Source organism: Janthinobacterium sp. GW822-FHT07H10 (assembly GCF_058798675.1).
Genome location: NZ_JBXAKS010000003.1, coordinates 67,727 through 80,043, shown reverse-complemented (window position 1 = coordinate 80,043; position 12,317 = coordinate 67,727). Strand labels below are relative to the sequence as shown.

The following is a 12,317-nucleotide window of genomic DNA, read 5'->3' as shown; positions in this document are numbered from 1 at the left end:
ACGACTTTGTTATCTTTGACATATCACCTCACAGGAGCACCATGTTTTCACGTAAATTCCATTCTTGTGCACAGCTGATGCTGGCTACCTTGCTGATGGGCTTTGTCGCCGCCTCGCCTGCGCGCGCGCAGCAAGCGGCCGTCAAATTGCCGAACGTGGTGATCCTGGCCACGGGCGGCACCATCGCCGGCAGCGGCGCCGACAGCACCACCACCGTCGGCTACACCTCGGCCACCGTGGGCGTCGAGCGCCTGATCGCCGCCGTGCCGGAACTGAAGAAAGTGGCCAACGTGAAAGGCGAGCAAGTGTTCCAGATCGCCAGCGAAAGCATGGGCAACGAACACTGGCTGACCCTGGCCAAGCGCATCAACGTGCTGCTGGCGTCGCCCGAGGTGGATGGCGTGGTCGTCACGCACGGCACCGACACCATCGAGGAAACGGCGTATTTCCTGAACCTCACCGTGAAGAGCCACAAACCGGTGGTGGTGGTGGGCGCCATGCGGCCATCGACGGCCATCTCGGCCGATGGCCCGATCAACCTGTACAACGCCGTCATGCTGGCGGGCAGCAAGGAAGCCGTGGGCAAGGGCGTGCTGGTGGCCTTGAACGACCAGATCAACGCCGCGCGCGAAGTGACAAAAACGAACACGTCCACCACCGACACCTTCAAGTCGCCGGAACTGGGCATGCTCGGCTACATCCAGGGCAGCAAGGCCTTCTTTTACCGCCAGTCGACGCGCAAGCACACCTTGGAAGCGGAATTTGACATCAGCAAGCTCGATGCCTTGCCGCAAGTGGATATCGTCTACGGCTATGCCAATATGAACCGCGTCGGCATCGACGCCTTCATCGCCGCCGGCGCCAAGGGCATCATCCATGCGGGCGTGGGCGATGGCAGCGTGGCCGCGCAAATGAAGCCGGCCCTGGTGGAAGCGCGCCAGAAGGGCGTACTGATCGTGCGTTCGAGCCGCGTCGGCCAGGGTATCGTGGCGCGCAATGGCGAAGCCAATGACGATGAACTCGATAGTGTCGTCTCCGATACGCTGAACCCGCAAAAAGCCCGCATCCTGCTGATGCTGGCCTTGACCAAGACGAATAGCACGCAAGAAATCCAGCGTATCTTCTACACGTACTGATCGCCGCTGCGCCGGGCCAGCCTTATCGGCTGAGCTTAAGCAGGGCGTAATAAATTATTGGATGTCCGACTTCCATGCCCGGCGCCCTGCGGCCTTGCCCGCTGCTGGCAGTGCTTGCACTGCCAGCAGCGGGCGCCTAGCAGAGCATCCGGTTCTGTTCGTCATAACGTCACAATAATTTCCCACGACCTACTTGGCCGATTTACGCTTGCCCGCTTTGCTGCCATACTTCGCTTCTGAACAATTTCCTGGCAGAAGCTGAGATACTGCCCTGGCCCATGGCTATCCTGTCCGACATCATTCTGTACCCCATCAAATCCTGCGCCGGCATCCACTTGCGCGAGGCGATCCTGACGCATACCGGGTTGATGAGCGAGCACGTGTTCGACCGCGAATGGATGGTGGTGGACGAACAGGGCCGCTTCCTGACCCAGCGCGAACACCCGCGCATGGCGCTGATCGTGCCGCGCATCAAGGCCACCACGCTGGAGCTGCGCGCGCCGGGCATGCTGCGCCTGGAAATCGAACTGGGTTTGCCCGATCCGCAACGCGCGCCCATGCTGGACGTGCACGTGTGGGACGATACGCTGCGCGCCTACGATTGCGACGACGTCACGGCCGCCTGGTTTTCCAATGCCATCGGCGTGCCGTGCCGCCTCGTGCGCTTCCACCCGGACGTAGTGCGCGCCACCAGCGCCAAGTGGACCGATGGCGTGGCCGCGTCGACCATGTTTGCCGATGGCTACCCCGTGCTGGTCGCCGGTGCCGCCTCGCTCGATGACGTCAATGACAAGCTGCGCGCTGCCGGCCGCGACGCGCTGCCGATGAACCGTTTCCGGCCGAACCTGGTGATCGGCGGCATCGGCCCCTTCGAAGAGGATTACGCCGACTTCCTGCAATTTGGCGCCACCGTGCTCAAACCCGTCAAGCCGTGTTCGCGCTGCCCGATTCCCTCGGTGGACCAGGCCACGGGCGTGCCGGGACCGGACCCGCTCGACGTCATGTACGGCTACCGCGCCAAGCCCGAGCTCGACGGCGCCATCTGCTTCGGCATGAATGCCATCGTCACGCAAGGCGGCGATGAGCGTATCGTGGTGGGGCAGGACATCGGTTTCGAACTGGCATTTTAAGCATGGCGCCCGCACACAAGGGTTTAAGGTTTCTATGAATCAAGCAATTTCGCCAGAGCCAGGCCAGCCGGGGAGCGATGCCAACGCGCCGGCCCAGCGCATTGCCAGCCTCGAAGCCGAGAACCAGGCCTTGCGTGCGCGCATGGCTTTCCTGCTGGAACAGGTCGAGCGCAACCACGACATCATGTGCCGCCACCAGGCGTTCGACCTGGAAATCGTCGGCGCGTCCACGTTTCCCGAATTGATCGGCACCATTTTTCGCACCTTGCCCGTGATTTCCGACCTCGACGGCGTGACCCTGAGCCTGCTCGACGAGGATGACGATATCGTGCTGGTGATGGAAAAGCTGGGCGTCGACTTCAGCGCCTTCCCGCAGTTGCTGTTCGTGCATGAAGTGGCGCAGCTGGGATTTGCGCCGCAAGCGTCCGTGGCCGAGGGCGAGGCGGCCCTGCCGCCCATGCCGCTGCTGGGGGCGTTCGACGCGGCCGTGCATGGCCCGCGCTTTCCGGAAATCAGCGTTCCCTTGCGCAGCGTGGCGCTGGTGCCCTTGCTGCGCAACAAGCGCCTGATCGGCAGCCTGAACCTGGCCAGCAGCGACGTGACGCGTTTTACGCCCGCGCTGGGCACGGATTTCATCAAGCACATGGCATCCATCATCGCCATTTGCCTGGAAAACGTGATCAGCAATGAAATGCTGAAATACATCGGCCTGACCGATTCGCTGACGGGCGTCTACAACCGGCGCTATATCGACCGCCGCCTGCTGGAGGAAATCGCCCGCGCGCGGCGCCAGAATTATTGTATTTCATGTATGTATATCGACATCGACCACTTCAAGCTGGTCAATGACACGCATGGCCACCAGGGCGGCGATGAAGTGCTGCGCGAAGTGGCCACGCGCATCCGCAAGGAATTGCGCCGCTCCGATGCGCTGGGACGCTTCGGCGGCGAGGAATTCGTCGTGCTGCTGATCGATGCCGACCTCGATAGCGCCACTTTCGTGGCCGAGCGCATCCGCGCCAGCATCGCCGACACCATGTTCGACTTGCCGGGCAGCGCGCAAACGTGGGTCAGCGTGTCGATCGGCGTGGCCAGCCTCGAGGCGGACGCGGCGCTGCTAGCCATCGAAGCCGTGGCGCAGCAACTGGTGGCGCACGCGGACCAGGCCCTGTACCAGGCCAAGGCCGGTGGACGCAACCGTGTCGTCAGCTGGCAGGCGCAGGGCGAATAATTATTTCAGTAGCAATGTTTCTGCTTTGGCTACGGCGTCGGCTGTGCCGCGCAGCACCACCACGTCGCCGATGGCCAGCTGGGTCTCGGGCGTGACTTCAAGGCGGCCGCGGCCGCGGCGGATGGCCGTCACAAAGGCGCCGCAGGCGGCCACGTCGATCGTGCTCAGGGGCAAGCCCACGCACTGGGCGCCGTCGCTGACGGTGACCGTGTGCAGGCGTTCCAGCTCGGCATCGTCGCCGGCGTCGCTGGTGCCGTGGAAATAGCCGCGCAGCGACGCATAGCGCTCTTCGCGCGCCGCCTGCACGCGGTGCACGACGCGGCGCAGCGGCACGCCCATCATGATCAGGGCGTGCGAGGCCAGCATCAGGCTGCCTTCCATCAATTCCGGCACCACTTCGGCCGCGCCCGCCTTTTTCAGCCGGTCGAGGTCGCTGTCATCGTGGCTGCGCACGATGACGGGCAAGGTGGGCGCCAGCTCATTGAGCAAATGCAATAATTTGAGCGCCGACGGTGTGTTGGCATACGTGATCACGACGGCGCTGGCGCGGTAGATGCCGGCCGCCACCAGGCTTTCGCGCCGGCCCGCGTCGCCATACGATACGTGGGCGCCCGCCAGCTGCGCCTCCTGCACCCGCTCCGGGTCCAGGTCCAGCGCGTGGTATTCGATCTTTTCTTCCGCCAGCAGGGTGGCCAGGCTTTGCCCGCTGCGCCCGAAGCCGGCGATCAGCACGTGTTTTTGCGACGCCATGGTGCGCGTGGCGATCCTGGTCAGCGCCAGCGACTGCATCATCCAGTCGTTGGCCGCCAGTTTCATGACGATGGCGTCCGACTTGGCGATGAGGAAGGGCGCCACCAGCATCGACAGCACCATCGACGCCAGCACCACCTGCACGACGAAGGGGTCCATCAGCTTGATGCCGCCGGCCAGGTTCAGCAGGACGAAGCCGAATTCGCCCGCCTGCGCCAGCGCCAGGCCCGTGCGCAGCGAAACGCCCGTCGACGAGCCGAACAGCCGGGCCAGGCCCGCGATCAGGGCAAACTTCAGCAGCACGGGGCCGCACAGCAAGAGCAGCACCAGCCACCAGTTGTCGAGCACGACGCGGATATTGAGCAGCATGCCGACAGTGATGAAGAACAAGCCCAGCAGCACGTCGCGGAATGGCTTGATATCCTCTTCCACCTGATGCTTGAATTCCGTCTCGGAAATGAGCATGCCGGCCACGAAGGCGCCCAGGGCCAGCGACAGCCCGGCCCGTTCCGTAATCCAGGCCGCACCGAGGGTGATCAGGAGCAGGTTGAGCATGAACAGCTCTTGCGAGCGGCGCTTGGCGACGATGGTCAGCCAGCCGCGCACCATCTTCTGGCCGATGAACAGCAGCAAGATCAGCACGACCAGCGCCTTGCCGCCGGCCCAGGCCAGGGTTTCGGCCAGGTTGTCCGAATCGCGCGTCAGGGCGGGAATGAGGATCAGCAAAGGCACGACGGCCAGGTCCTGGAACAGCAGGATGCCGATGATCTTGCGGCCGTGTTCGCTTTCCAGTTCCAGCCGTTCCGTGAGCATTTTCGAGACGATGGCCGTCGACGACATGGCCAGCGCGCCGCCCAGGGCGAATGCGGCTTGCCAGCTCAGGTGGATGTAGGCGGACAGGTAGCGGGCGACGAACCAGCCGAAGACGACGGTGGCGACGATGGTGGTGACCACTTGCGCCATGCCGAGGCCGAAGACGATGCGCCGCATGGCGAGAAACTTGGGTAGCGAAAATTCCAGTCCGATGGAAAACATCAGGAAGACGACGCCGAACTCGGCCAGCGTATGGCTCGCTTCGTTTTCCGCCGCCAGGCCCAGCGCATGGGGGCCGATGACGATGCCGACCGCCAGGTAGCCCAGCATGGGCGGCAAATGCAACATTCTGAAAGCGACCACGCCCAGTACGGCGCTGCCGAGTAACATCAGGGTCAGTTCAAGCGAGGAAAACATGGGTTGCCCGGGAAGCTCAGTGGAAATCGTTGTTTGTTGTGACTGGCAAGTTTTTTGCTTTCCTAATTCGTTTATACTTTGGGCATGAGTGTAACCCATGAAAAAACAATGCTGAAAGCTTTTGATCGAATTGACATGCAGGCGACCACCGAGCGCGCCGTGGCGCTGGCGCGCACCACCCTGCAGATCGAGTCCGACGCCATCGTTGCGCTGCATGCGCGCCTGGCCACGGACGACAGTGTGGGCCGCGCCGTGGCAATGTTGCTAGAATGCAAGGGGCGTGTCGTCGTCTCGGGCATCGGCAAGTCGGGCCATATCGCGCGCAAGATTGCCGCCACCCTCGCTTCCACCGGCACGCCGGCCATGTTCGTGCATCCGGCCGAAGCGGCCCATGGCGACCTGGGCATGGTTACCTCGGACGATGCGTTTATTGCCATATCGTATTCGGGCGAATCGTCCGAACTGATGGCCATCATGCCGGTCGTCAAGCGCATGGGCGGCGTGCTGATCGCCATGACGGGCAAGCCGAATTCGAGCCTGGCCCAGCTGGCCGATGTGCATCTGGATATTTCTGTTGAGAAAGAAGCCTGTCCGCTGAACCTGGCGCCGACGGCCAGCACCACCGTCACCCTGGCCCTGGGCGATGCGCTGGCTGTGGCGCTGCTGGATTTGCGCGGCTTCAAGGAAGAAGATTTCGCCCGCTCGCACCCGGGCGGCGCCCTGGGCCGCCGCCTGCTGACGCACGTGCATGACGTCATGCGCAGCGGCGAGCAGGTGCCGAAAGTCGCCGTGCAAGCATCGTTGCTGCAGGCGCTAGAGGAAATGACGAAGAAGGGCATGGGCATGACGGCTGTCGTCGACGCGGACAACCGCCCCGTGGGCGTGTTTACCGACGGCGACTTGCGCCGCATGTTCGAGCGCGTGCAGGATTTCACGAAAGTGGCGATCCGCGACGTCATGCATGCGCAGCCGCGCAGCATCGCGCCCGAGCGCCTGGCCGTCGATGCCGTGGCCGTGATGGAGCAGTACCGCATCAACCAGATGCTGGTGGTCGACGCCGATGGCAAACTGGTCGGCGCACTGCATATTCATGACCTGACACAAGCGAAGGTGATCTGATGGAGAGCGTGGCGGACAACCTGGCGCGCGCGGCCAAGGTCAAACTGATGATCTTTGACGTCGATGGCGTGCTCACCGACGGCAGCCTGCATTTCGGCCCGGACGGCGAAATGATGAAGACGTTTAATGTGTATGATGGCCTGGGCATCAAGCTGCTGCAGGAATCGGGCGTGCAGACGGCCATCATCAGCGCGCGCCGCTCGGCCATCACGGCGCGCCGCGCGCAAGATTTGGGTATTACCCATGTGCATCAGGGCGGCCACGACAAGCTGACGCCGTTTCGCGAATTGCTGGCGCTGACGGGCTTGACGGAAGAACAATGCGGCTATATCGGCGACGACGTCATCGATGCACCCATCCTCAAGCGCGTCGGTTTTGCCGTCAGCGTGCCGGGCGGACGCCCGGAAGTGCAGGGCCTGGCGCACCACGTGACGCAGGCCGGCGGCGGCCGTGGCGCCGTGCGCGAGATTTGCGAATTCCTGCTGCGTGCACAGGACAACTATGCGCGCGTCATGGCGCCGTTCCTGGAGTGAGGCGCGAGCCTTGCCGCCAGTAACATTTGAAAGAGTGAAGCAATATGCGTAAGCCAGGAGGCGCCCATCGCTGGCGCATGATTTTTACCGTGCTGGGAGCGGTCGTGTTCGCGCTGGGCAGCTTTTGGCTGCTCGAAGTGATGAACAAGAATGGCCAGGACATCACGGCCAGCAAGCACCTGGACGAACCCGACTATTTCATCACCAATTTCAGCCTGGTGCGCATGGATTTGACTGGCAAGCCCAGCTATATCGTATCCGGCACCAAGCTCACGCATTACCCGGCCGATGATTCATCCGATATCGACCAGCCTTTCGTGCGCAAGCTGACGCCCGGCATGCCGCCGATGAACATGAACGCGGAGCTGGCGCATATCGACGAGGGCAATACCCGATTGCAGCTGCACCGCAAGGTCGTGATCGACCGCGTGGCCAGTCCCAAGGCGCAGAACCTGACGCTCAAGACGGAAGCACTGACGGTGTTCCCCGATGAAGAGCGCATGGAAACGGACGTGCCGGTCGACATGCTGATGGGGGTCTCCCACGTGACCGGCGTGGGCATGAAAGCCAATAACGCCACCGGTGTGGTGGAAGTGCAGCAGGCGCTGCGCATCGTCCTCCCGCCGAAACCGCGCCCGGCCGCGGCGGCACACTGACAGAATGAAACAAGGAAACCATAATATGAAGAACATCTTGCTGTTGACTCTATTGTCGACCGTCTGCTCGCTGGGCGTGATGGGTGCGGCGCATGCCGAGAAGGCCGATTCCGAGAAGGAAGCCGTCATCACGGCCCAGCGCGGCCAGATGGATGACATCAAGCAAGTCCGTACTCTGACGGGCGACGTGGTGCTGGTGAAGGGCACCTTGACCATGAAGGCGGGGCGGGCCCTGATCACGGAAGACCCGCAAGGCTACCAGTTCATCACCTTCTGGGCCGATCCGGGCAAGCTGGCCACCTTCCGCCAGAAGCGCGATGGCGCGGGCGACCTGTGGGTCGAAGGCGAAGCGGAGCGCGTGGAATACGATAACAAGACGGAAGTGGTGAAACTGTTTTCCAAGGCCAAGCTGACGCGCCTGGAAGGCACGAAAATCACCGATGTGGCCAATGGCGCCTTCATTTCATATGACAGCCGCAACGAAGTGTTCAAGATGGAAAACAGTGACAGCGGCACCAGCGCCCCGGGCGCCGGTAGCGTGCGCATGGTGATCCAGCCGAAGACCAAGGCACCCGCGGCGGAGAAAGCGCCGGCGGCGCCCGCGCCAGGAAAGAAATAATGGAAAATACACGTTGCGGCAGTACCCTGATCGTCCGCGGGCTGCAAAAGACCTATGGCAAGCGGCAAGTCGTGCATGATGTTTCGCTGCAAGTCGAATGCGGTGAAGTGGTGGGTCTGCTGGGGCCGAACGGCGCCGGCAAGACCACCTCGTTCTACATGATCGTCGGCCTGGTGCCGTCGGATGGCGGTACCATCGATATCAGCGGCGTGGATATTTCCAGGCTGCCGATCCACCGCCGCGCGCAGATGGGCCTGTCCTATCTGCCGCAGGAAGCGTCCGTTTTCCGCAAGCTGACGGTGGAAGACAATATCCGCGCCGTGCTGGAAATCCAGACCGTCGAAGGCCGTCCGTTGACGAAGGCCGAGATCGAGGAGCGCCTGGATAAATTGCTGGCCGACTTGCAGATTGAAAAGCTGCGCGAGAACCAGGCCCTGTCGCTGTCGGGCGGCGAGCGCCGCCGCGTGGAAATCGCCCGTGCGCTGGCCACGGACCCGCGTTTCGTGCTGCTCGACGAACCGTTCGCCGGCGTCGATCCGATCGCCGTGATCGAAATCCAGCGCATCGTGCGTTTCTTGAAGGAGCGCAATATCGGTGTGCTGATCACCGACCATAATGTACGCGAGACGCTGGGTATCTGCGACCGTGCCTACATCATCAACCAGGGCTCGGTGCTGGCGTCGGGACGCCCCGACGACATCATCGCGAACGAGTCGGTACGCCGGGTCTATCTGGGCGAACACTTCCGCATGTGAGCCAATGAAACAATCATTGCAGCTGCGCACCTCGCAGCACTTGGCACTGACGCCGCAGTTGCAGCAATCGATACGCCTGTTGCAATTGTCTACCCTGGAATTGCACCAGGAGCTAGAGCAGCTGTTGACGGACAATCCCCTGCTCGAGCGTCTCGACGATCCGCTCGACCGCTCGTTGCGCCTGCTGTCCGATGGCGCCTTGAGTTCGACGGCCGCGCCGGCCGAGGCACCGCCTCAGCCACCGAGCCAGGAGGCGCCCGCCGCGCCGGCCGAAGCGGATGGGTTTGACGGCGAGGCGGGCGAGAGTCCGGCCGCCATGGATGGCGGCGACAGCGACTGGAGCGAAGCGAGCCGTGGCAAGGCGCCCGACGACGAAGATGCCCGTCCGCAACTCGAAGCCCATCACTGCACCTTGCGCGAACACCTGATGGAGCAGATGCGCGTGACGGTGCTAGAATTGCGCGACCGCGCGCTGGTCGAGCTGATCATCGACGCCCTCGACGACAATGGCTACCTGGAAGAGTCGCTCGACGACATCCTGGCGCGCCTGCCGGCGGAGCTGGACATCGACGCCGACGAGCTGCGCACGGCACTGGCGCTGCTGCAAAGCTTCGATCCGCCAGGCGTGGGGGCGCGCAACGCCTCCGAATGCCTGGCGCTGCAAATCAAGCGTTTGCCGCATATCGCCCTGGTGACGCGCCGCATGGCCATCGTCATCGTGGAAAAGCACCTGGCCTGGTTTGCCCAGCGCGATTTCAACAAGCTGAAAAAAGCCCTCGATTGCGACGACGAAGACTTGCGCGAGGCGCAGACCGTGATTCGCCTGTGCAATCCGCACCCGGGCGCCGTGTTCGCCTCCGACGTTTCCGACTACGTGGTGCCGGACGTGGTTGTCAAGCGCGCGCGCAATGGCTGGCAGGTGACGCTGAACAATGACGTCATGCCGCGCCTGCGCGTCAATGCCATGTATGCCAACCTGCTCAAGCAGGGCAAGGGCGAAGGCGCCATGGGTGCACAGTTGCAGGAAGCCAAGTGGCTGATCAAGAATATGCGCCAGCGCTTCGACACGATCCTGCGCGTGGCGCAGGCGATAGTAGAAAGACAAAAGAACTTTTTCTCGCATGGGGCCGTTGCCATGCGCCCCCTTGTGCTCCGTGAAATAGCTGATACACTGGGTTTACACGAGAGTACTATCTCGCGGGTAACAACTCAAAAGTACATGCTGACCCCGCACGGCATGTTCGAGTTGAAATATTTCTTTGGTAGCCACGTCGCCACCGAAGCGGGGGGCGAAGCGTCATCGACGGCGATACGGGCATTGATCGTGCAACTGACAGGAGCAGAAGACCCTAAAAATCCTTTATCCGACAGTAAGATTGCGGACATGCTGGGAGAACAAGGCATGGTGATTGCGCGACGTACTGTTGCCAAATACCGGGAAGCGTTGAAAATTCCGCCAGTGAGTCTGCGTAAGTGCTTGTAGTTTTTTCGGTTCCTCTGCGGGCCGGATACGATGGATACCGCACGAACCCGATCATCTTTAGGAGTGTGTATGAATCTCACCATCAGCGGACATCATCTCGAAGTGACACCAGCCATTCGTGAATACGTACAAACGAAGCTGGAGCGCGTGAAACGTCATTTCGATCACGTTATCGATATCGCCGTGATTCTGACCGTGGACAACCTCAAAGAGAAAGAAAAGCGTCAAAAGGCCGAAGTCAACCTGCGTCTGAGTGGCAAGACCGTCTATGTGGAAAGCCTGGCGCAAGACCTGTATGCCGCGATCGATACCCTGATCGACAAGCTGGACCGGCAAGTGATGAAATACAAAAGCAAAGTGCAAGGGCACGGTAAAGAGGCGATCAAGCATCTGCCAGACAACTCAGAGGATGAAGCCGTCGTCGCCGTCTAAGGCCACCCGCTTCTCGCAGTTGTGATCAACTAAGGGCGCACATCTTGCGCCCTTTTTTGCGCCCGTCACCCTTGCGCACGGATCGCCTGGCCGAACGCAAGGTTGCTCCTGCAGGCGCTAGAATGTTGGCACTTTCACTTCTTGCCTGCCTGCCATGAGCGACTTCGTCCACACCTCCATCCGCAACCGCACCGCGCACATCGTGCTCGACCGCCCGAAAGCCTTGAATTCCCTGTCGCTGGAGATGGTGCGCACCATGAGTGCCGCCTTGCTGGCCTGGCGCGACGATCCGCAGGTGGACGCCGTGGTGATACGCTCGAGCAGCGAAAAAGCCCTGTGCGCCGGCGGCGACATCCGCTTCTTTTACGATGCGGGCCGGGCCACGCCGCAGGGTGGCAGTGCATTGCTGGAAGATTTCTTTACAGAAGAATATGCTTTAAATCATTTAATCCATTTCTATCCGAAACCGTATATCGCCGTGATGGATGGCGTGGTGATGGGCGGCGGCATGGGCGTGGCGCAGGCCGGCCCCGGCAACCGCTTGCGCATCGTGACGGGCCGCACGCGCATGGCCATGCCAGAAGTCAATATTGGCCTGTTCCCCGATGTGGGCGGCAGCTATTTTCTGTCGCGCCTGCCTGGCCAGCTGGGTCTGTACCTGGGCTTGACGGGCCTGACCATCGGCGCGGCCGATGCGCTGTATACAGGCCTGGCCGATGTGTATCTGCCGGAGACGGCCATGGAGGCGCTGACGGCCCTGTTCGAGTCGACGCCCGGTGAAGGCTTGCCGGTGGCCATCAAGGCCCTGGCGGCGCCATTCCAGGCGCAGGCTGGCGTCTCTGTGCTGGCGGCCGCGCGCACGGCGCTGGACCGCCATTTCAGTGCCGCTTCCGTGGCGGCCATCATGGCATCGCTGGCGCAGGATGACAGTGCGTTCGCGGCCAAGGCGCTGGCGGCAATGCGTTTGCGCTCGCCGCTGATGATGTCGGTCACCCTGGAATTACTGCAGCGCGGCGCACACCTGGGCGTGGCCGATTGCCTGCGCATGGAGCGCACGCTGGTGCGCCACAATTTTGCGCATGGCGAGGTGCTCGAAGGCGTGCGCGCGCTGGTGGTCGACAAGGACAATGCGCCGCGCTGGCAGCCGGCCAGCCTGGACGAGGTCGATGCGGCCATGGTGGCGCGCTTCTTTGCACCGGTCTGGCCGGCGCAAGTGCATCCGCTTTGCCATCTGAATTAACAG

General features: G+C 62.3%; 12 protein-coding genes. 11 read left to right on the top strand and 1 reads right to left on the bottom strand.

The features are described from left to right. Nucleotides 1–41: 41 nt before the first annotated feature. From AC1RDJ_RS08110 to AC1RDJ_RS08100, 3 genes are all read left to right on the top strand, one after another. Nucleotides 42–1,136 (top strand): type II asparaginase, encoded by a 1,095-nt coding sequence (locus tag AC1RDJ_RS08110; RefSeq protein WP_071325615.1) that lies wholly within the window; start codon nucleotides 42–44, stop codon nucleotides 1,134–1,136. 278 nt (nucleotides 1,137–1,414) lie between these two features. Then, entirely contained in the window at nucleotides 1,415–2,266 is an 852-nt protein-coding gene (locus AC1RDJ_RS08105; RefSeq protein ID WP_493027183.1) for an MOSC domain-containing protein, read from the top strand. 34 nt (nucleotides 2,267–2,300) lie between these two features. Further along, nucleotides 2,301–3,497 carry a GGDEF domain-containing protein gene (locus tag AC1RDJ_RS08100; protein ID WP_493027182.1) on the top strand — a complete coding sequence of 399 codons (1,197 nt, stop codon included), beginning with the start codon at nucleotides 2,301–2,303 and terminating at the stop codon, nucleotides 3,495–3,497. Here AC1RDJ_RS08100 and AC1RDJ_RS08095 read toward each other — a convergent pair whose 3' ends face one another. Further along, entirely contained in the window at nucleotides 3,498–5,477 is a 1,980-nt protein-coding gene (locus AC1RDJ_RS08095; RefSeq protein WP_493027181.1) for a monovalent cation:proton antiporter family protein, read from the bottom strand. It lies immediately after the preceding gene. A gap of 108 nt (nucleotides 5,478–5,585) precedes the next feature. Between AC1RDJ_RS08095 and AC1RDJ_RS08090 the strand changes: the two genes are divergently transcribed. From AC1RDJ_RS08090 to AC1RDJ_RS08055, 8 genes are all read left to right on the top strand, one after another. Further along, on the top strand, nucleotides 5,586–6,596 hold the full coding sequence (locus AC1RDJ_RS08090; protein WP_083412032.1) for a KpsF/GutQ family sugar-phosphate isomerase: 1,011 nt from the start codon (nucleotides 5,586–5,588) through the stop codon (nucleotides 6,594–6,596). Further along, nucleotides 6,596–7,129, top strand: coding sequence for a KdsC family phosphatase (locus AC1RDJ_RS08085; RefSeq protein ID WP_071325611.1), 534 nt, complete (start codon nucleotides 6,596–6,598; stop codon nucleotides 7,127–7,129). Before AC1RDJ_RS08090 ends, AC1RDJ_RS08085 begins: the two co-directional genes overlap by 1 nt. A 44-nt stretch (nucleotides 7,130–7,173) precedes the next feature. Next, entirely contained in the window at nucleotides 7,174–7,785 is a 612-nt protein-coding gene (gene lptC / locus AC1RDJ_RS08080; protein ID WP_071325610.1) for an LPS export ABC transporter periplasmic protein LptC, read from the top strand. Between the two features lie 25 nt (nucleotides 7,786–7,810). Next, a complete protein-coding gene (gene lptA / locus AC1RDJ_RS08075) occupies nucleotides 7,811–8,404 on the top strand; it encodes a lipopolysaccharide transport periplasmic protein LptA (RefSeq protein ID WP_071325609.1) in 594 nt (197 codons plus the stop codon). Then, on the top strand, nucleotides 8,404–9,159 hold the full coding sequence (gene lptB / locus AC1RDJ_RS08070; protein ID WP_071325608.1) for an LPS export ABC transporter ATP-binding protein: 756 nt from the start codon (nucleotides 8,404–8,406) through the stop codon (nucleotides 9,157–9,159). The genes lptA and lptB overlap by 1 nt, the downstream gene beginning before the upstream one ends. Before the next feature lie 4 nt (nucleotides 9,160–9,163). Beyond that, nucleotides 9,164–10,642: an RNA polymerase factor sigma-54 gene (locus AC1RDJ_RS08065; protein WP_071325607.1), complete on the top strand. Its 1,479-nt coding sequence runs from the start codon at nucleotides 9,164–9,166 to the stop codon at nucleotides 10,640–10,642. A gap of 69 nt (nucleotides 10,643–10,711) precedes the next feature. Beyond that, nucleotides 10,712–11,074 (top strand): ribosome hibernation-promoting factor, HPF/YfiA family, encoded by a 363-nt coding sequence (hpf, locus tag AC1RDJ_RS08060; protein ID WP_071325606.1) that lies wholly within the window; start codon nucleotides 10,712–10,714, stop codon nucleotides 11,072–11,074. Nucleotides 11,075–11,228: 154 nt separating this feature from the next. Beyond that, complete coding sequence (locus tag AC1RDJ_RS08055; RefSeq protein WP_493027180.1) at nucleotides 11,229–12,314, top strand: enoyl-CoA hydratase/isomerase family protein; 1,086 nt, start codon at nucleotides 11,229–11,231, stop codon at nucleotides 12,312–12,314. The last annotated feature ends 3 nt before the right edge of the window (nucleotides 12,315–12,317 follow it).

Bases quoted from the DNA above. Each gene is read 5' to 3' on its own strand.
- lptB (WP_071325608.1), top strand. From the start codon at position 8,404: ATGGAAAATACACGTTGCGGCAGTACCCTGATCGTCCGCGGGCTGCAA.
- AC1RDJ_RS08085 (WP_071325611.1), top strand. From the start codon at position 6,596: ATGGAGAGCGTGGCGGACAACCTGGCGCGCGCGGCCAAGGTCAAACTG.
- AC1RDJ_RS08095 (WP_493027181.1), bottom strand. From the start codon at position 5,477: ATGTTTTCCTCGCTTGAACTGACCCTGATGTTACTCGGCAGCGCCGTA.
- AC1RDJ_RS08090 (WP_083412032.1), top strand. From the start codon at position 5,586: ATGCTGAAAGCTTTTGATCGAATTGACATGCAGGCGACCACCGAGCGC.
- AC1RDJ_RS08100 (WP_493027182.1), top strand. From the start codon at position 2,301: ATGAATCAAGCAATTTCGCCAGAGCCAGGCCAGCCGGGGAGCGATGCC.
- AC1RDJ_RS08065 (WP_071325607.1), top strand. From the start codon at position 9,164: ATGAAACAATCATTGCAGCTGCGCACCTCGCAGCACTTGGCACTGACG.
- lptA (WP_071325609.1), top strand. From the start codon at position 7,811: ATGAAGAACATCTTGCTGTTGACTCTATTGTCGACCGTCTGCTCGCTG.
- lptC (WP_071325610.1), top strand. From the start codon at position 7,174: ATGCGTAAGCCAGGAGGCGCCCATCGCTGGCGCATGATTTTTACCGTG.
- AC1RDJ_RS08055 (WP_493027180.1), top strand. From the start codon at position 11,229: ATGAGCGACTTCGTCCACACCTCCATCCGCAACCGCACCGCGCACATC.
- AC1RDJ_RS08110 (WP_071325615.1), top strand. From the start codon at position 42: ATGTTTTCACGTAAATTCCATTCTTGTGCACAGCTGATGCTGGCTACC.
- hpf (WP_071325606.1), top strand. From the start codon at position 10,712: ATGAATCTCACCATCAGCGGACATCATCTCGAAGTGACACCAGCCATT.
- AC1RDJ_RS08105 (WP_493027183.1), top strand. From the start codon at position 1,415: ATGGCTATCCTGTCCGACATCATTCTGTACCCCATCAAATCCTGCGCC.